The sequence below is a fragment of the Plantibacter auratus genome (assembly GCF_050587365.1).
Lineage (GTDB): Bacteria > Actinomycetota > Actinomycetes > Actinomycetales > Microbacteriaceae > Plantibacter > Plantibacter auratus.
The window spans coordinates 767,995-785,549 of record NZ_JBOBFV010000001.1 but is presented as its reverse complement, the minus strand read 5'-3'; the positions used below and the strand labels follow the sequence as shown (position 1 = coordinate 785,549).

Genomic DNA, 17,555 nt, shown 5'->3' with positions numbered 1-17,555 from the left:
GGCTTCCGTGTCGCCGGGGAACCTCGGGATAGGCTGGCATGGTGAAAATCGCTCGCTTCAGTCACGATCAGGCCATCCGCTACGGCATCATCGACGATGCGGATCTCGTCGTCCTCGACGGCGATCCGCTCTACTCGGGCTTCGAACCGACGGGGGAGCGCGTCCCGCTCGCGGATGCGGTCCTGCTCGCACCGGTCATCCCTCGCTCCAAGGTCGTCGCCGTCGGCAAGAACTACCACGACCACGCCGCCGAGATGGGTGGGGAGGCTCCCACCGAGCCGCTGCTCTTCCTGAAGCCCAACACCTCCGTGGTCGGGCCGGGGGACGCCGTCGTCTTCCCGAAGCAGTCCGAGCGCATCGACTTCGAGGGCGAACTCGCCATCGTGATCGGTGGCGTCGCCAAGAACGTCAGCGCGGAGCGTGCCGACGAGGTCATCTTCGGCTACACGATCGCCAACGACGTCACGGCTCGCGACCTCCAGGAGTCCGACGGCCAGTGGGCCCGCGCGAAGGGCTTCGACACGTTCTGCCCGCTCGGCCCCTACATCGAGACGGAGTTCTCCTTCGACGGCGCGACGATCGAGACCCGGGTCGACGGTGAGGTCCGCCAGCACGCCCCACTCTCCGACATGGTGCACTCCATCGGCGCGATCGTCGGGTACGCGTCCGCCGTCTGGACGCTCCTCCCGGGCGACGTCATCCTGACCGGGACGCCGGCCGGCGTCGGACCCTTCACCGACGGCCAGGTCGTCGAGGTCGAGGTCTCGGGCATCGGCATCCTCCGGAACACCGGCCGCCGACCCTGACCCGCGTCAGCTGCGCTGACCGAGAGCGGTCAGCGCAGCTGCGACGTCGTCGTCGGTGTTCCAGAGGTGGAACGCGACCCTTGCCCGGCCGGCGCGACCCGATGCCGTGATCCCGGCCGACTGCAGCGCCCGGAGGTCGTGTCCATCGGGATCCGTCCACGTGACGATGGCCGAGGCCGTCCCGGTGAGGAGCGACCGGCTCTCGCCGATGCCCGCCCGGAGCGCTGCTGCGAGCCGGGTGTCGTGCTCGTACACGGCGACGGCGTCGACCGCCGCGAAGAGGGCGATGGCGGGCTCGGCGCCGACCCAGGCCTGCCAGGCGGGGGAGACGTCGAACCGTCGTGCGCTCTCGGCGAGATGCAACGACGGGCCGTAACACGACGACCAGACGTCGGCGCCCGAGTACCAACCGGCCTGGCTCGGCCGGAGGCGGTCCATCACCTCGTCGCGCACCGTCATGAACGCCACACCTCGTGGCGCGCAGAGCCACTTGTAGGCGTGGCACACGGTGATGTCGTCGGCCGAGGCGTCGACGGGGAGCCACCCGGCCGCCTGGGTGAGGTCGTTGAGCGTCAGCGCGCCGTGGACGGCCGCCGCCTCCCGGATCGCGACCACGTCGGCGACCGCGCCGGTCGCGGACTGCACTGCGGAGTAGGCGACGAGCCAGGTCGAGGCGTCGATATGGGCGGCGAGTTCGGTGAGCGGCGCGTGGCGGACATGGACACCACGGTGCGCCTGCATGAGGAACGGGGCGACGAGCGAGCTGAAGTCGCCCTCGACGCACAGGACCTCGGCGCCGTCCGGCACGGACGCCGCGACCATGGCGACCATGGCGGAGGTCTGGGATCCGATAGCCACCGAGCGGACCGGTACGTGGACCAGCTCGGCGAAGGAGCCGCGCACCCGCTCGACGACGGCGCCGTAGGCGGCTGCATCGGTTCGAGCCGCCTGCCAGGCGGAGAGGTCGGCCATGATGGCGTCCGTCGTGCCGATCGTCGGCAGTCCCAGCGTGCAAGCGGCCAGGTAGCCGGGTGCGGATGGGAAGGATCCGCTGGCTTCCTGGAGGCTGAGGGTGCTCATGCATCCAGTCTCTTCGCCGGGTATTCATACGACAAGGACCGACTCTCGATGAGAACCATAACGAGAGATTATGCTTCGAGGGTGTCCACCCTTTCACCGCAGCCCTCGTCATCGGCCCTCGACGCCGGTTCCCTCCTCGTCGTCGGCGCCATCGCCTCGACCGGGTCGATCACGGCCGCCGCGCACGCGCTCGGCTCGAGTCAACCGGCGGTGAGCCAGCATCTCCGCAGGCTCGAACGGCGGCTCGGCATGCCGGTCGTCGAGCGCGTCGGGCGGGGCGTCCGCCTCACCGAGGCCGGTGCGATCCTCGCCGGACATGCGGTGGCGGTGGACCGAGCGGTGCGCGCGGCGTCCGAGGAGGTCGCGGCACTCTCGGGGTTGCGGAGTGGGCGGGTGCGCCTCGTCGCCTTCCCTTCGGCGTCGTCGATGCTCGTGCCGCAGCTCCTCGCTCGTCTGGCCGACGAGCATCCGGGGATCGGGGTCTCCTTCGTCGAGGCCGAACCGCCGGAGGCCGTCGCCGCGGTCCGTGCCGGTGAAGCCGACGTCGCGATCACCTTCAGCTACCCGGGCGATCCGGACGACCCGCATCGGGAGAGCGCGGCCGGACTCCGCGTGCGCCGGTTCGGCACCGACCCGATGCGTCTCGTGCTCCCGGTCGGCCACGCTCGAGCCGGTGATCGGCAGGTCGACCTCGCGGCCCTCGCCGGTGAGCGTTGGATCGCGGGTTGTCCGCGTTGCCGAGGTCATCTCCTCGGTCTCTGCAGGTCGAGCGGCTTCGAGCCCGTCATCGCGCACGAGACCGACAATGCGATCGCGGTCACCGCCCTGGTGGCGGCCGGGCTCGGCGTCGCCCTGCTACCCACCCTCGCGCTCGCGGCCGCACAGCTGCCGACCGAGGTGGTCGTGCTGCCGACGCGCAACGACGACGACCGGGCGCTCCACCTCGTCCGCGCCGAGCACGCGGACCGTATCCCCGCCGTCGCTGCACTCCTGCGGATCGCCGCGTCCGTGGGTGGCGCGACTAAGATGACAGGCGATGTCTGACACGATTACGCACCCCTTCTCCACGGCTTCTGGCACCGACGTCCGCGTCCGGTTCTGCCCGTCGCCGACCGGCACGCCCCACGTCGGTCTCGTCCGCACGGCGCTGTTCAACTGGGCGTACGCCCGGCACACGGGGGGCAAGCTCGTCTTCCGAATCGAGGACACCGATGCCGCTCGCGACAGCGAGGAGAGCTACGAGCAGCTCGTCGACGCGCTCACGTGGCTGCGGCTCGACTGGGACGAGGGCGTCGGCGTCGGCGGACCCCACACGCCGTACCGGCAGTCCGAGCGGAGCGACATCTACGCCGACGTGATCGCACGGCTGACGGCTGCCGGGCACCTCTACGAGAGCTTCTCGAACGCCGACGAGATCGACGCCCGCAACGAGGCGGCCGGCCGGCCGAAGCAGTTCGGGTACGACAACTTCGACCGCGACCTCACCGACGAGCAGCGCGCCGCGTTCCGAGCCGAGGGCCGCGAGCCGGCACTCCGTCTGCGGGTCCCGGACGACGACCTCAGCTTCGACGACCTCGTGCGCGGTGAGATCACCTTCCCGGCCGGGTCGTTCACGGACTTCGTCCTCGTGCGCCCGAACGGCAAGCCGCTCTACACGCTCGTGAACCCCGTCGACGACGCCATCATGCAGATCACCCACGTCCTCCGCGGCGAGGACCTGCTGCCGTCGACACCGCGGCAGATCGCGCTGTACCACGCGCTCATCGACATCGGCCTCACGACCTTCGTCCCACGGTTCGGTCACCTGCCGTACGTCATGGGCGAAGGCAACAAGAAGCTCTCCAAGCGCGACCCGGAGGCGAACCTCTTCCACCACCGCGACCGCGGCTTCGTGCCGGAGGGGCTCATCAACTACCTCGCGTTGCTCGGATGGTCGCTGAGTGGCGACCGCGACGTCTTCTCGATCGACGAGATGATCGCCGCGTTCGACGTCGTCGACGTCAACCCGAACCCGGCGCGCTTCGACCTCAAGAAGGCGGAGTCCATCAACGGCGACCACATCCGACTGCTGGAGCCGGCCGACTTCCTCGGCCGCATCACGCCGTACCTCGTCGAGGCCGGCGTGGTGAGCGAGCCCGTCACCGAGGCGCAGCAGGCCGTGCTCGAGCAGGCCGCCCCGCTCGTCCAGGAGCGCATCGCGCTGCTCGGCGAGGTCCCCGCACTCCTCGGCTTCCTGTTCCGCGGTGCAGCGGAGCTCGAGTACCAGGAGGACGCGCTCAAGGGGCTTCCGGCGAACGCCGGCGAGGTGCTCGCCGCCTCCATCGGCGCGCTCGAGCTCGTCCCCGAGTCGGAGTGGACGGCTGGTTCGATCCAGGACGCGCTCGCCGGCGCGCTCATCGAAGGCCTCGGTCTGAAGCCCCGTATCGCCTACGGCCCGCTCCGCGTCGCCGCTTCCGGGCGTCGGATCTCCCCGCCGCTCTTCGAGTCGCTCGAGATCCTCGGGAAGACGGAATCGATCACGCGACTCGATCGGCTCTCCGCGCACCTCGCGTCATGAGCGACTCGTACGACGTCGTCGTGGTCGGCGCGGGACCCGCGGGACTCTCGGCCGCGCTGAACCTGGCGCGCGCGCGTCGGCGCATCCTCGTGCTCGACGGCAATCGCCCACGGCATGCTGCGACGCTGCGCTCGCATGGGTTCCTCACCCGCGACGGCATCGCTCCGCTGGATCTCCGGCGAATGGGGCGCGAGGAGGTCGCGGCGTACGCGAACGCAGAGGTCCAGTTCGCGTCCGTGCAGTCGATCGAGGCGACTGCTGACGGCTTCCACGTCGTCGCCCAGGGGGTCCGCGGCGAGCCGGATCGCGACGTCGTGACCCGGACGGTCGTCGTCGCGAGCGGTCTCACGGAGACGCTGCCGAAGGTCACGAACCTGCGGGCCTTCTACGGAACGGATCTGCACAGCTGCGTCGAGTGCGACGGGTACGAGAAGGCCGACGCACCGCTCGCGCTCATCGGCGAGACGACGGACCTGGCGGAATGGGCGATCCTCATCGCACAGTGGTCGTCGGACCTCATCGTCTTCACGAACGGTACCGACACCGTCACCGGCCCCGAGGAAGCCGCACTCGCTTCCGCGGGCATCCGGGTCGAGCGCGGAGCGATCGCGGAGCTCGACGGCGGTCGCGACGGCTTCACCGGTGTCCGCCTCGCCGACGGTACGCTCATCCCGCGCTCCGGGGGCTTCGTGCGGCCGCAGTGGGCCGCGCCCCTCGGATATCTGGAACAGCTCTCACTCGATCGCGACACCGACGGGTACGTCGTGGTCGACGCCTGGGGTCGCACGTCCGTGCCGGGCGTGTACGCCGCCGGGGACATCACGCCTCCCGGTCCGCAGCAGCTCATCGTGGCGGCCGGGAACGGCGCTCGCGTGTCCAGGGCACTCAACCGGGACCTCGCGGGCGTCCCCGGCTGAGCGCTCCGCGACGCGCCCGGGACGCTTCGATTTGAGACGGCCGCCTCCGTAGGCTAGTGTTGTTCTTCGGTCGGGGCTTCGGTTCCGACAGTGGGGTATGGTGTAATTGGCAACACGACTGATTCTGGTTCAGTTGTTCTTGGTTCGAGTCCAGGTACCCCAGCCAGACAGCAACATCACGACGAAGGCCCGCGATCACCTCGCGGGCTTTCGTCGTTTGTGGCGTGCTCGGCCCGTCGGCGGGACGGAGGAGGCAGTGGCACACCGACGCCCTCAGCGCGGCCCCGAATCCTCCGCGACGGCAGTGCGCTCGAACACGATGATGCGCTCGACCGCCGGGGCGATCTGCGACGCCATCCGACGGAAGACCTCCGGGCCCTGACCGAACGGGTCGACGACGTCGTCCTGGGCCGGATCCGGGAGTCGTGCGCTCGTCCGGTTGGCCGCCAGCTCGGGGGCAAGACGCATCCAGCGCCCTGCTCGAGGGCGGGGAAGTCGTCCCGAGTCGACGGTGTCGAGGAGCCGGGCGAACTCACGCAGGGAGAAGGTCCGACGCAGCGCCTCCGGGCACAGCCGGAGGACAGCGCTGCGATGCTCCCGCGTCATGGTGAGGACGACGTCCTGTCGAGCCACGAGGTCGGCGGTGAGCTGCATCGCGGTGAAGCCGGCCGCCGTCGCGGCGAGCGGACCGAGCAACGCCGCGCTCGAGGGGTCGATCGGGTGTCCGCGCAGCGCGCCCGTCCCGGCGCTCCGCACCTCGAAGCCGGACGCGTCGACCTCCGACAGCCCACCGCCGAGGAGGAACTCGGCATACGGGGATCGACAGATGTTGCCGGTGCAGACGATCAGGATCCGGGTCGGAGGCGGATCGAGCGGGGTGTTCATGCCGTGGTCCGCCGTGGTCGACGCGTCGGGGCGGTCCGGTGATAGTACGCGTAGGACGACGACTGCTCTCCTCGAGCCACTTCGATGCGGTTGAGGACGACCCCGAGGAGCTTCGCCTGGACGAAGCTGAGGTTCTCGAGGGACTGCCGGAGCTGGTCGCGGTGCAGTCGGCCGTCGGCCGACGCCACGAGCAGGACGCCGCTCGCAAGGGTCGACAGTGCTGTCGGGTCCGAGACGTTGATGAGCGGGGGTGTGTCGATGACCACCACGTCGTACGCGTGTTCCATCTCGGAGAGCGCACGCTCCATCGCTGCTGATCCGAGGAGTTCGCTCGGATTCGGGGGCAGCTCGCCGGAGGTGAGGACGGCGAGACGCCCCGCCCCGTCGACCGCTTGCGAGGCATCGCCGAGGCTGATCCTGCCGGTGAGCACGGTCGTGAGCCCGACCGCACCCTCGAGACCGAACATCTCGTGCTGGCGGGGTCGGCGCAGGTCCGCATCGACGAGGAGGACGGAGTTCCCCGCCTCTGCGAGGACGAGCGCGAGGTTCGCCGCGGTGGTGCTCTTCCCCTCGCCCGGGACCGAGGACGTGACCATCACACTGCGGAGTCCGCCGTCGATGGAGGCGAACTGGAGGTGTGTCCGAAGCTGCCGGAAGCTCTCGGCGCGTCGGCTGTAGCTCTCCGTCGATCCGAGGATGAGTTGGGCCGCGTCGGTGGGTTCCGTGTGGAAGGCGCCGAGGATGCTCGTGTCCGTGAGCTGCTCGATCGCCGAGCGACCGCGGAGTCGGGTGTCGAGGACCTCGATCAGCAGCGTGATCCCGACGCCCAGGGCGAGGCCGGCGAGGATGCCCACCGCGAGGTTCTGCAGCATGTTCGGCGCGACGGGGGACCGGGGTGGAGACGCCTGTTCCACGATCGTCAGCCCGACGGGGGTCGGATCACCCACCGCACCGGCGGTGTCCACCTCGTTGGCGCTCTCGACGTCGTCGACGAGGTCGACGAGCACCTGGGCTGCGGTGTTCGCGATGCGGGCTGCCGCCACCGGATCGCTGTCGACGGCGGAGATGTCGATCAGGACCGACTGCGCGGGATTGGACGCTGAGATCGTCCCGATGAGCGACGCGGGGTCGAGGTCGAGGCGGTCGGCCACCGTGGACCGGACGGTCGAACCGGTGGCGAGGATCACGTACGAGGCGACGCGGCTCTGGGCGAAGGCGTTGCCCTGATTGAGGTCGCCGACGGAGTCGCCGCCGGTGACGGCGACGAACAGTTGGCCAGTCGACTGGTACACGGGCTGGGTGATGAGGGTGTATCCGTGGGCGAGTGCCGCTGCTGCCGCGGTGATCGCGACGATGAGCAGCCAGCGATGGCGGAGGATGCGCAGGTAGTCCTTCAGGTCCATTCTGATATGTTAGTCGTCTGACATGCGCGTCGCGTCCGGCGGAGACGACGCAGGGCCCGGACTCTCGAGTCCGGGCCCTGCATGACGGTGGTGGGTGGTCTGCCGGTCAGGCGGCCTTCCCGAACCGGTCGGTGCCGTTCGCACGAGGTCGGCGCGGGGCGCGGTTCGTCTGACGGACCGTCGGTTCGGTCATGACCGGGCGTTCACTGCCGACCACGGTGCGGTCTGCGACCCTGGCATCCCGATCGACGCTCGCGCCGTGGGCGACCTGGACGTCGGCACCCAGACGGGCGTCGCTTCCGACCCGCGCTCCGCGTCCGATGACACAGCGCTCCCCGATGTGGACGTTCGCGCCGATGAAGGCGCCTTCGCCGATCACCGCAGATCGGTCGATCCAGGTTCCGGCACCGATCCAGGCGTTGGCACGGATGTCCGCGTCAGCCTCCACGAACGTAGTGCGTTCGATGAACGCCGACGGATCGATCAGTGCACGAGCTGCGACCATGCCCTTGCCGTTCGGGTGGTGACGGTACCGCTCCACCTCGCCGGTCCGGCCTTCGATCTCTTCGTACACTCTCGCCATGGGTGACCCCCTTCTGGTCTACTCAACACTGGGGACAACGCCGGGTGGCTCCCGGTCATTCCTTCCCGGGGCCTGCCTGGGAATCCCATGAGTCTCGTGCTGTGCTGTAGAGGGTGTTCGGAGGAGGAGCCCGCCGCGGTTTGGTCGTGACGGGTCATTGGAAGTCGCGCGAACGGGTGTTCGCCCCGATCCGGAGCGCTTCCAACCGATCCGCCACCAGATTGACGATGCCTTCCGGTGATCGCTCCAGCATGCCGCAGACCACCATCGCCGGGGCTTCCCTGGCCACGCGGCGATACCGGTTCCAGACACCGACGCTGCAGATCACGTTGACGAGTCCCGCTTCGTCCTCGAGGTTCATGAAGGTGATGCCGCTCGCCGTCGCCGGCCGTTGCCGATGCGTCACGACACCCCCGACCTCCACGCGACGGTCCGTCTGCGCCGTCAGGAGTTCGTCGGACCGCAGCGCCCCTCGTCGCATGAGCTCGGCTCGGACGTGGCGGATGGGGTGGTCGTCGGTCGACATCCCGGTCGACCAGATATCGGAGATGAGTTGTTCGGCGGCCGTCGGAACCGGGAGCAACGGCGGCTGCACGGTCGTGAACGTCCCCTCGAGCTGGTCGGGACGATGCCGACTGGCCTGCGCTGCGCCCCACATCGCCTCACGACGGGTGAGGCCGAATCCGTCGAAGGCGCCTGCCGCCGACAGCGACTCCAACTGCGAGGAGCTCAGGCCGATCCGCCTGGCCAGGTCGGCCTGGCTGGTGAACAGCCCTCCGGACTCCCGTTCGGCGACGATCCGCTTCGCGAGCTCCTCACCGATCCCCTGGACGGAGGAGAGTCCCAGCCGGACGGCGAGTGCGCCGTCGCGCCGGTGTCCTGCCGAATCGTCGGGAAGGAGCGGATCGAAGAGACCGGTCGGCCCCTGTTCGTGTTCGAGGCAGCGCGTGCGCCCGCCGGGAGCGACCGGGGCGCCGGGGGTGGCCTCCGGGTCGAGCGCTTCGAGGCCGGCCTGTGCGCCGGAGCGATGCAGATCGGGACGCAGGACGGAGACGCCGTGTCGGCGGGCGTCGGCGACGAGGGTCATCGGCGAGTAGAACCCCATGGGCTGCGCGCGGAGCAGGGCCGCGAGGAACGCCCCCGGGTAGTGCAGGCGCAGCCAGGCGCTCACGTAGACGAGGAGGGCGAAGCTCAGGGAGTGGCTCTCGGCGAAGCCGAAGTTGGCGAAGGCCTGGATCTTGGCGTACACGGCATCGGCGTCCGCACCGACGATGCCGTTACCGGCCATGCCGACGTACAGCGTGTCCTTGAGGCTCTCGATCTTCTCCTCGCCGCGCTTCGATCCCATCGCCCGGCGCAGGAGGTCAGCATCCTCGGCCGAGCACCCACCGACGGCCATCGCCATCTGCATGAGCTGCTCCTGGAACAACGGCACGCCGAGCGTGCGTTCGAGGACCGGTTCGAGGCTCGGGTGGAGGTAGGTGATGGGCTCCTGGCCGGTCTTCCGGCGCAGGTAGGGGTGCACCGCGCCGCCCTGGATGGGCCCCGGCCTGATCATGGCGACCTCGATGACGAGATCGTAGAACCGGCGGGGGAGCAAGCGCGGCAGCATGCCCATCTGCGCGCGGCTCTCCACCTGGAAGACCCCGATGGTGTCGGCCCGGCAGAGCTGGTCGTAGACCCCTGCTTCGTCCTTCGGGATGGTCTCCAGGGTCCAGCGTTCCCCGGTGTGCTCGGCCACGAGGTCGAAGCAGTACTGGATGGCCGAGAGCATGCCGAGACCCAGGAGGTCGAACTTGACGAGACCCATCCAGGCGCAGTCGTCCTTGTCCCACTGGAGGACCGTGCGACCGTCCATGCGCCCGTGCTCGATCGGGCAGACCTCGCCGACCGGCCGATCGGTCAGCACCATGCCACCCGAGTGGATGCCCAGGTGCCGAGGCAGGGTGAGCATCTGCTGCGCAAGACCGACGACGCGCTCGGGGATGTCGTGGTCGGCGCTCGACATGACCCCGCCCCAACGCTCGACCTGTTTCGACCAGGCGTCCTGCTGACCGGGGCTGTACCCGAGCGCCTTGGCGGTGTCGCGGACGGCGAACTTCGGCCGATAGCTGATGATGTTCGCGACCTGAGCGGCGTTGCGGCGCCCGTAGGTCTCGTAGACGTACTGGATGGCCTCCTCGCGCCGGTCGGAGTCGAAGTCGACGTCGATGTCGGGCTCCTCCTCCCGCATGCTGGAGAGGAACCGTTCGAACGGCAGCTCGTAGAAGATCGAGTCGACGGCGGTGATCCCGAGCAGGTAGCAGACGGCCGAGTTCGCGGCGGAACCGCGTCCCTGGCAGAGGATGCCCCGGCCGCGGGCGAAACTGACGATGTCGTGCACGATCAGGAAGTACCCGGGGAAGTCCTTCTGCTCGATGACCTCGAGCTCCCGTTCGATGCGTCGGAGGTGTTCGGGAGTGGCGTCGGGGTACTTGACGGGGACGGCTTCGAGCACGAGGTGCCGAAGCCAGCTCATGGGCGTATGGCCCTCCGGGACGCGCTGTCGCGGGAGCTTCGGGCGGACCGCCCGCAGGCTGAAGGCGAGTTCGTCGGCCAGCTCGACGCTCCGTGCCACCGCTCCGGGATATCTGGCGAACCGGTCCGCCATCTCGGCTCCGCTCCGCAGGTGCGCGGTTCCGGCCGCGGGAAGCCATCCGTCGAGCTCGTCGAGGCTGCGTCGTGCTCGGACGGCCGCCAGCGCGGTCTGGAGTCGATGCTGCTCGGGCGTGGCGTAATGGACGTTGCCCGTGGCGACGACGGTGAGGTCGAGCAACGCCGCGATCTCGGCGAGTGCATCGTTCTCCGCCGAGTCCTCCGGGTGGCCGTGGTCGCTCAACTCGACGACGACGTGCTCCGGACCGAACAGGGCGACGAGTCGGTCGACCGCGGCGGCGGCGGCCTCCAGACCGTGCTCACGGAGCGCGGTGCGGACGAACCCCTTGCGGCACCCGGTGAGCACGGTCACGTGGCCGGCGACGGAAGCGGCGAGCCGCTCGAGGTCGTAGATCGGGTGGCCCTTCTCGGCTCCGTCGGCGAGTTGTGCGTCCGTGATCGCGCCGGCCAGGCGGTGATACCCCTCTGCTCGACGGGCGAGCAGGAGTAGATGATGCCCGACGGGGTCGGGGACGCCGTTCTGCGGCCGGTCCAAGCCGATGGACAGTTCGGCACCGTAGACCGTCCGGAGGTCGGGGAACCGTTCCGCCGCCTCGGCCATCCGTACGACGCCGTAGAAACCGTCGTGGTCGGTGAGCGCGAGCGCGTGCAGGCCGAGTGCCGCAGCCTCTTCGACGAGCCGCTCCGGCGGGCTCGCGCCGTCGAGGAAGCTGAAGCTCGAGTGCGCGTGGAGTTCCGCATAGGGGACCCGCGTCGTCGTCGGGCGCTGCTCCGGTGGTTCGGGGACGTACGGTTGACGCTTCCGCGACCAGGCCGGGCTGTCCCCGCCGTCGGCTCCCAGCGGCAGGGTGGCCGGTCGGCTCGCGTCGGACAGACGGCGCTCGAACTCCGACCATGAGACCGGGGGGTTGTTCCATCCCATGCTGGGCTCCTTCGTCATGCGGTGCGGTGCGGACGTGATGCGGTTCAGTCGTAGCGGGCCTCGGCCCTCCAGTGCTGCTCCTCCAGCAGGAGGAGCCAGGCCTCACCCGAGTCGTCGAGGACCTGGAGACGGTGGACGCGATGGTGGCCGTCGTCGTCCCACCAGCGTTCGTCGATGCTCCAGGGGCCGGCCCAGCCGTCGATGACGTGCCAGTCCGAGAGGGCGAAGAACCGTGCGGGCGCTGCACTCACGGTGCTGCGCTCGTCGACCGCCACGGCCAGTCCCGTCGCGTCGACGACCTCGACCGGCACGGCGGTGTCGAAGACGGTCGACGGAGCCGCTCCCGGGATGGTCCCGGGCCAGGGCCGGTTCCTGCGTTCGGCCACGGCCGCCTCACCACCCGGTGGAACACTGCCCCAGGGGACCAGGATGCGGCGGTCGAGGAGGAGGCGTCCGCCGGACGGCACCGCGGTCACGACGCCGTCGTGACCGAGCATGCTCTGGACGCGGGCGAGTCCGCTGTGGATGCGTTCATCCGGTCCGCTGCCCCAGAGCCCTTCCTCGTGTTCCGCGGCGTCGTCGAGGGTCTCCGGGACGACCTCGACGAGTTCGACGGGGGAGGCGAGTCCGTGATCGATGTTGGACGCGCCCTGCAACTGCCAGCGCACGCGATCGAGGACGTCGCCGGCGGTGAACCAGCGTGGGTGGAGCCAGGTGCGGGTGGAGCGCTCCCCGCGCTCGCTCCGCATGCTGATCGTGATCGCGGTGGTCACGAGGCCGGCCTCGGCCAGGCCGGTGATGAACCGTTCCGCGGACTGCCGGAACCCGAAGGTCAGCTGATCGATGCGGTCGAGCGGGGGCTCGAAGGCGATCGACACGGCCAGCTCCGTCGGCGGCACGCGAGGGACGACGCTTCGGGCGTCCGTGCCGGCTGCGAGGCGGTGCGCTCGGGCGCCGTCGGGGCCGAAGCGGTCGCGGACCTCGGTCGCGGGCAGTGCGCCGAACGCCCCCAGGGTGCTGATCCCGAGCCGGTGCAGCAGTGAGCTGAGTTCGGGGCGCCCGAGTGTGGACAGGGGGAGTGGGGCCAGGAAGGCGGGAGAGGCTCCGGAGGGGATGACGATGATCCGGGAACCGTCCTGCTGGAACGCGGTGGACCTCGCGGCCTGCTCCGCGGCGAAGGGGCCGTCGGCGATGCCGATCCGTGCATCGGGGACACCGAGCTCGTCGAGGCGGGCCAGGAGGACCTCCGCCGCAGCCGACTCGCCGCCGTAGTATCTGCTCGGTCCTCGGGATCGGATGGCGCAGAGCCCGGCCCGGAAGGGCTGGACGCCCGGCATGAGCTCCTCGATGCCGAGGAGGATCGGCTCGAAGGCGCGGGTGTCGACGACCGGGTCGTAGTCGGCGATCGCCAGGTCCGGACAGCGGGCCTCAGCCTCGCGGACACGGAGTCCTCGCCGCACTCCCGCTGCACGTGCGGTGGCGTCGCAGGCCAGGACCTCACCATGCTCGACCAGGGCCAGCGGAGCGTCGGTCGTGTCCTCGGACAGTGTCCCGGAGAGTCGTGCCGCCACGATCGGCCAGTCGGGGCACCAGAGGACCATGGTGCGCTCGACCGGTCCCGCAGGCGGTTCGGTCGTCATCGGTTCACGACCATCGGGAGCCGGACGACCGTGTCGTCGTCGAGGAGACCGGAGCCGGCGAGCGGCGCGGTGCGACCCTCGGTCGATCCCAGGGGCAGCGTCAGGTGTGCGGTCCTGGGCCGGCCCGCAGCCCCCTGGCCGAGCATCGAGCTGACGGTGAGCCGCCGATGCCGGAGATGTCCGTGCCCCGCCCCGAGGCCGCTCCAGGAGCTCTCGGTCACGCGCAACGTCGCATCGCTCTGCGGCCAGGAACCGAGGACGATCAGTGCGGCCTCGCGCTGCCGGAGGCGAGCCGCGAGTCTGGCGGCGTCGCTCGGGGCGATCCGTCCGGGAGGCGCTGTGATGAGCACGCCGGCGACGTCGGCCATGGCCGCGGTGACCGTGAGCCAGTCCGGACCGGGCTGGGGGACGAGGACGAGTCGTTCGAGGTCGATGCCCATGGAGGCCGCCGCCTCCACGCCGAACGACGGGAGACCGATGACGGCGCACCAGGTCCCGGCTGCGGACGGTCCGGCCATGAGCGACATGGCGAGTGCCGTGGAGCCGAGCACGGAGTAGCTGCCTCCGGCCTGGAGGGCGCCACCGGGCAGGAGCCGGGAGAGCTCAGGAGCGGTCGGCAGGGATCGGGTGTCGAGGCGCGTCCCCTGCATCCGCTTGATGCGCCCCTGGAGTTCGTGCAGCTCGGTCGCGGTGTCCGCCCTGACGGGGGAGTCGACGAGTGCGCGGAGGGCCATGGCTCAATATTCGAACATATCTTCGAACAAGTCAACCGGCTCGATCCGGTCTCGACGACGACCGACGGATGACTCGACCATGGTCCTGCATCCCACCGACACGCGGTCCGCGGTGTCAGCAGCGCCCGGTACGCTGGGCCCATGTGCGGACGTTTCGTCGTGACCGAATCCACCGAGGAACTCATCGAGCTCTTCGACATCGACCACGCGGCTGCCGAGCTGCCCGGGCCCTCGTACAACGTGCGCCCGACCGAGCAGATCCCGATCATCCTCGACTCGGTGAAGACGGGGCCGGTGGTCCGTCGGCTCGAATCGGCGCGGTGGTCACTCGTGCCGTCGTTCGCCACCGAGTTGAAGAGTCAGTACCCGACCTTCAACGCTCGCGCGGAGGAGGTCACCACCAAGCCCACGTTCGCGCCATCGGTCAAGCAGAAGCGCGCGTTGGTCCCTGCCGCCGGGTACTACGAGTGGCACACCGAGGGTGCGACGAAGACCCCGTACTACGTGCAGACCGCTGGTGGTGAACCGATCGTCTTCGCGGCCCTCTACTCGTGGTGGCGCGATCGCTCGCTACCGGACGACGACCCACGGCGTTGGGTGCTGAGTGCGACCATCCTCACGCGGCCGGCGGTCGGTCCCTTGCAGGAGCTTCACCCACGGACGCCCGTGACGCTGCCTCCGGAATGCTGGGACGCCTGGCTCGATCCGCACCACGAGGCCGACCAGGACGAGGTCGACGAGATGGTGTCCGCAGCGACCGACGTCGCGGAGCAGCTCGTCTTCCACCGGGTGGCGCCGTTGCAGGGCGATGGTCCTGAGCTCATCCTCCCCGTCCAGGAGTAGCCGCAGGAGAGTCGCCCGGAGGCGCGGAACCGCCCAGGAAACACGAAACCCGCCCCGGACACACAGAACCGCCCCTGACGCGAACGTCAGGGGCGGTTCTCGGTGTCTCAGACGCGAGGGCTGGAATGACCGGCCGCTCGGATCGTCAGCTCCGACTGATCAGAGAATCAGAGGGGGCGGATGTTCTCGGCCTGCAGGCCCTTGGGGCCCTGGTTGGTCTCGAACTCGACCTTCTGGTTCTCCTCGAGCGAGCGGTAGCCGCTCGTCGCGATGGCGGAGAAGTGTGCGAAGACGTCGGCGCTGCCGTCGTCAGGAGTGATGAATCCGAAGCCCTTTTCGGCGTTGAACCACTTCACAGTTCCAGTTGACATGTATTTCCTCTTTCATGAGTGACCGTTCCCGACTTTCGGGCCCGTTCGTCGCGGTGTTCTTTGCTCGCTCCTCAGAAAAGCAGCGTATCCATCGGTGGAAACGCGGCTTGAAATACCTGCGCAACACAACAACTTCGATCCACGTTAGCCCATCTCGGCTCGAAACGGCAGCCGAACACGTAACGGATTGGCCAATTCTGCGTCTTTTCTCGACAACTGGCGGGTGAGTGGCCTGATCTGGGGTCGGATGTCGTGATGTGGGGTGATTCTTCAGACACCGACCGTAGGCTGTGGCCATCTGCAGAGCTCGCGCTCGTCCGAGCATCCGCTCATCGCCCCGGCTGGGAAGTCGACACGATTCCTCCGGAGTGCCCATGTCAACTGAAGCCATCCTCGGCCCGGTTCGTGCCACGAGCCCCCGCAAGCCCGGCGCTGCGAACGTCACCAGCTCCTACTCGTCGCTGTTGAAGACGGTTCGCGAAGCGGGACTCCTCCGCCGCCACCGCACGTTCTACATCCTCACGTTCTCGTTCCTCGTGATCGCGCTCCTCGGCTGCGTCACCGGGTTCGTCCTGCTCCGCGAGTCCTGGTTCCAGCTGCTCATCGCCGGCGCGCTCGGCATCATCCTCACCCAGTTCGCCTTCCTCGCCCACGAGGCCTCGCACCGCCAGGTCTTCGAGTCGGGCCGCGCGAACGACCGCGCCGGCCGGTTCCTCGCGGCGGGCATCGTCGGCATCAGCTACTCGTGGTGGATGACGAAGCACACGCGCCACCACGCGAACCCGAACCAGGTCACCAAGGACCCCGACATCGAGATCGACACGATCTCCTTCATCGAGGAGGACGCTGCCAAGGCCAAGGGCCTGCAGGCCCTCATCACCCGCAAGCAGGGCTACCTCTTCTTCCCCCTCCTCATGTTGGAGGGCATCAACCTCCACGCGCTGTCCTTCAAGACCCTCTTCGGTCCGGGCAAGGTCGACGGCCGCGCCGCCGAGATCAGCATGATCGTCGCCCGCGTCGGTCTGTACCTGGCCGCGATCTTCCTCTTCCTGCCCGTCGGCATGGCGTTCGCGTTCCTCGGCGTCCAGCTCGCGGTCTTCGGCGTCTACATGGGTGCGTCCTTCGCGCCGAACCACAAGGGCATGCCGATCATCCCGGCCGACATGAAGCTCGACTTCCTCCGCAAGCAGGTGCTGACCTCGCGCAACGTCCGCGGCTTCGGCATGGCCACCTTCATGGGCGGCCTGAACTACCAGATCGAGCACCACCTGTTCCCGAGCATGCCTCGCCCGGCTCTGGCTCGTGCTCGCGTCATCGTGCGGGAGCACTGTGAGACCCAGCAGGTGCCGTACACCGAGACGACCCTGCTGCAGTCCTACGCCATCGTCATCGAGTACCTCAACCGGGTCGGCCTCTCGGCCCGCGACCCGTTCGACTGCCCGGCGGCGGCGAACTTCCGCCGCCGGTAGTCGACCGGTCTCAGACCTCGAGCGTGTCGAGCGGGGCGAGCGGGTAGTAGGTCCCACCGCCCTGTTCGGTCGCCCACTGCAGGCGGTCGTGCGACATGCTCTGTCCCGGCCCCGAGAGCACCATCTCGTGCGTCCCGAACGCGCGCTTCGGCGCGACGGCGGTGACGAAGTCCATGCCCTCGGAGATCTTCATCCACGGTGCACCCGCCGGGGCGGCCAGGACGTCGACCTCGACGCCCTCGGGGACGGCGAAGGAATCGCCGGGGTAGTACACGAGGTCGTTGATGAGGACGCCCACGTTGTCGATCACCGGGATCGACGAATGGATGACCGCGTGGGTCCCGCCGAAGAAGCGGAGCGTGAAGGGCCCCGCTTCGACCACGTCTCCCGGGGCGACGACGGTGATGTCGTACCCGTCCGCGGCGGCGGCCACACCGGCCGGTCCGTAGAGGACGGCCTCCGGGCTCGCGGCGAGGATGCGGTCGAGGTGCTCCGCGGTCCAGTGGTCGGGGTGCAGGTGCGTGATCAGGACCGCCGCGGTGTGCTCCACATCGGCGATCGGGGACGTGAACGCGCCCGGGTCGACGATCAGCTTGGCGCCGTCCGTCTCGAGGAGGAATGCTGCATGTTCGAACTTCGTGAGTCTCATACGACGAGTGAATACCGTGGGAGCGCCGGGGGCAACCCGGT

At 69.2% G+C, this 17,555-nt stretch carries 15 protein-coding genes and 1 tRNA gene; 7 read left to right on the top strand and 9 right to left on the bottom strand.

Annotation, left to right across the window (positions count from 1 at the left end):
* Nucleotides 1–41 precede the first annotated feature (41 nt).
* Complete coding sequence (locus ACQ3HE_RS03635) at nucleotides 42–806, top strand: fumarylacetoacetate hydrolase family protein (protein WP_430891358.1); 765 nt, start codon at nucleotides 42–44, stop codon at nucleotides 804–806.
* A 6-nt stretch (nucleotides 807–812) separates the two neighbouring features.
* Here ACQ3HE_RS03635 and ACQ3HE_RS03630 read toward each other — a convergent pair whose 3' ends face one another.
* Nucleotides 813–1,886 carry an aminotransferase class V-fold PLP-dependent enzyme gene (locus ACQ3HE_RS03630; RefSeq protein WP_430891356.1) on the bottom strand — a complete coding sequence of 358 codons (1,074 nt, stop codon included), beginning with the start codon at nucleotides 1,884–1,886 and terminating at the stop codon, nucleotides 813–815.
* Nucleotides 1,887–1,967: 81 nt separating this feature from the next.
* Between ACQ3HE_RS03630 and ACQ3HE_RS03625 the strand changes: the two genes are divergently transcribed.
* The 4 genes from ACQ3HE_RS03625 (at nucleotide 1,968) to ACQ3HE_RS03610 (ending at nucleotide 5,526) form a co-directional block, all read left to right on the top strand.
* Entirely contained in the window at nucleotides 1,968–2,930 is a 963-nt protein-coding gene (locus tag ACQ3HE_RS03625; protein ID WP_430891355.1) for a LysR family transcriptional regulator, read from the top strand.
* Entirely contained in the window at nucleotides 2,923–4,443 is a 1,521-nt protein-coding gene (gltX, locus tag ACQ3HE_RS03620) for a glutamate--tRNA ligase (RefSeq protein WP_430891353.1), read from the top strand. Before ACQ3HE_RS03625 ends, gltX begins: the two co-directional genes overlap by 8 nt.
* Nucleotides 4,440–5,360, top strand: a complete 921-nt coding sequence (locus ACQ3HE_RS03615; protein ID WP_430891351.1) for an NAD(P)/FAD-dependent oxidoreductase — start codon at nucleotides 4,440–4,442, stop codon at nucleotides 5,358–5,360. Before gltX ends, ACQ3HE_RS03615 begins: the two co-directional genes overlap by 4 nt.
* A 91-nt stretch (nucleotides 5,361–5,451) precedes the next feature.
* Nucleotides 5,452–5,526 (top strand) — tRNA-Gln (locus tag ACQ3HE_RS03610).
* A gap of 107 nt (nucleotides 5,527–5,633) precedes the next feature.
* Here ACQ3HE_RS03610 and ACQ3HE_RS03605 read toward each other — a convergent pair.
* The 6 genes from ACQ3HE_RS03605 to ACQ3HE_RS03580 all read right to left on the bottom strand — a co-directional run bounded on the left by ACQ3HE_RS03605 (nucleotide 5,634) and on the right by ACQ3HE_RS03580 (nucleotide 14,182).
* Nucleotides 5,634–6,245 (bottom strand): arsenate reductase/protein-tyrosine-phosphatase family protein, encoded by a 612-nt coding sequence (locus tag ACQ3HE_RS03605; protein ID WP_430891350.1) that lies wholly within the window; start codon nucleotides 6,243–6,245, stop codon nucleotides 5,634–5,636.
* Nucleotides 6,242–7,648 carry a tyrosine-protein kinase domain-containing protein gene (locus ACQ3HE_RS03600; protein ID WP_430891348.1) on the bottom strand — a complete coding sequence of 469 codons (1,407 nt, stop codon included), beginning with the start codon at nucleotides 7,646–7,648 and terminating at the stop codon, nucleotides 6,242–6,244. Before ACQ3HE_RS03600 ends, ACQ3HE_RS03605 begins: the two co-directional genes overlap by 4 nt.
* 106 nt (nucleotides 7,649–7,754) lie before the next feature.
* Complete coding sequence (locus tag ACQ3HE_RS03595) at nucleotides 7,755–8,231, bottom strand: DapH/DapD/GlmU-related protein (protein ID WP_079002213.1); 477 nt, start codon at nucleotides 8,229–8,231, stop codon at nucleotides 7,755–7,757.
* A 154-nt stretch (nucleotides 8,232–8,385) separates the two neighbouring features.
* Nucleotides 8,386–11,808, bottom strand: a complete 3,423-nt coding sequence (locus tag ACQ3HE_RS03590; RefSeq protein WP_430891346.1) for an error-prone DNA polymerase — start codon at nucleotides 11,806–11,808, stop codon at nucleotides 8,386–8,388.
* Between the two features lie 44 nt (nucleotides 11,809–11,852).
* Nucleotides 11,853–13,448 carry a DNA polymerase Y family protein gene (locus ACQ3HE_RS03585; protein WP_430891344.1) on the bottom strand — a complete coding sequence of 532 codons (1,596 nt, stop codon included), beginning with the start codon at nucleotides 13,446–13,448 and terminating at the stop codon, nucleotides 11,853–11,855.
* Nucleotides 13,445–14,182 carry a hypothetical protein gene (locus ACQ3HE_RS03580; RefSeq protein WP_193555816.1) on the bottom strand — a complete coding sequence of 246 codons (738 nt, stop codon included), beginning with the start codon at nucleotides 14,180–14,182 and terminating at the stop codon, nucleotides 13,445–13,447. The genes ACQ3HE_RS03585 and ACQ3HE_RS03580 overlap by 4 nt, the downstream gene beginning before the upstream one ends.
* A gap of 141 nt (nucleotides 14,183–14,323) precedes the next feature.
* Here ACQ3HE_RS03580 and ACQ3HE_RS03575 point away from each other — a divergent pair, with 141 nt between their 5' ends.
* Nucleotides 14,324–15,025: an SOS response-associated peptidase gene (locus ACQ3HE_RS03575; protein ID WP_079705628.1), complete on the top strand. Its 702-nt coding sequence runs from the start codon at nucleotides 14,324–14,326 to the stop codon at nucleotides 15,023–15,025.
* Between the two features lie 167 nt (nucleotides 15,026–15,192).
* On the opposite strand, the gene ACQ3HE_RS03570 is transcribed toward ACQ3HE_RS03575, so the two are convergent.
* On the bottom strand, nucleotides 15,193–15,396 hold the full coding sequence (locus tag ACQ3HE_RS03570) for a cold-shock protein (protein WP_056006986.1): 204 nt from the start codon (nucleotides 15,394–15,396) through the stop codon (nucleotides 15,193–15,195).
* Between the two features lie 374 nt (nucleotides 15,397–15,770).
* Here ACQ3HE_RS03570 and ACQ3HE_RS03565 point away from each other — a divergent pair, with 374 nt between their 5' ends.
* Nucleotides 15,771–16,865, top strand: a complete 1,095-nt coding sequence (locus ACQ3HE_RS03565) for a fatty acid desaturase family protein (protein ID WP_085510601.1) — start codon at nucleotides 15,771–15,773, stop codon at nucleotides 16,863–16,865.
* 10 nt (nucleotides 16,866–16,875) lie between these two features.
* On the opposite strand, the gene ACQ3HE_RS03560 is transcribed toward ACQ3HE_RS03565, so the two are convergent.
* Nucleotides 16,876–17,514, bottom strand: coding sequence for an MBL fold metallo-hydrolase (locus tag ACQ3HE_RS03560; protein WP_124769078.1), 639 nt, complete (start codon nucleotides 17,512–17,514; stop codon nucleotides 16,876–16,878).
* Nucleotides 17,515–17,555: the final 41 nt, after the last annotated feature.

Bases quoted from the DNA above. Each gene is read 5' to 3' on its own strand.
- ACQ3HE_RS03580 (WP_193555816.1), bottom strand. From the start codon at position 14,182: ATGGCCCTCCGCGCACTCGTCGACTCCCCCGTCAGGGCGGACACCGCG.
- ACQ3HE_RS03630 (WP_430891356.1), bottom strand. From the start codon at position 1,886: ATGAGCACCCTCAGCCTCCAGGAAGCCAGCGGATCCTTCCCATCCGCA.
- ACQ3HE_RS03615 (WP_430891351.1), top strand. From the start codon at position 4,440: ATGAGCGACTCGTACGACGTCGTCGTGGTCGGCGCGGGACCCGCGGGA.
- ACQ3HE_RS03565 (WP_085510601.1), top strand. From the start codon at position 15,771: ATGTCAACTGAAGCCATCCTCGGCCCGGTTCGTGCCACGAGCCCCCGC.
- ACQ3HE_RS03570 (WP_056006986.1), bottom strand. From the start codon at position 15,396: ATGTCAACTGGAACTGTGAAGTGGTTCAACGCCGAAAAGGGCTTCGGA.
- ACQ3HE_RS03590 (WP_430891346.1), bottom strand. From the start codon at position 11,808: ATGGGATGGAACAACCCCCCGGTCTCATGGTCGGAGTTCGAGCGCCGT.
- ACQ3HE_RS03575 (WP_079705628.1), top strand. From the start codon at position 14,324: ATGTGCGGACGTTTCGTCGTGACCGAATCCACCGAGGAACTCATCGAG.
- ACQ3HE_RS03585 (WP_430891344.1), bottom strand. From the start codon at position 13,448: ATGACGACCGAACCGCCTGCGGGACCGGTCGAGCGCACCATGGTCCTC.
- ACQ3HE_RS03560 (WP_124769078.1), bottom strand. From the start codon at position 17,514: ATGAGACTCACGAAGTTCGAACATGCAGCATTCCTCCTCGAGACGGAC.
- gltX (WP_430891353.1), top strand. From the start codon at position 2,923: ATGTCTGACACGATTACGCACCCCTTCTCCACGGCTTCTGGCACCGAC.
- ACQ3HE_RS03595 (WP_079002213.1), bottom strand. From the start codon at position 8,231: ATGGCGAGAGTGTACGAAGAGATCGAAGGCCGGACCGGCGAGGTGGAG.
- ACQ3HE_RS03600 (WP_430891348.1), bottom strand. From the start codon at position 7,648: ATGGACCTGAAGGACTACCTGCGCATCCTCCGCCATCGCTGGCTGCTC.
- ACQ3HE_RS03605 (WP_430891350.1), bottom strand. From the start codon at position 6,245: ATGAACACCCCGCTCGATCCGCCTCCGACCCGGATCCTGATCGTCTGC.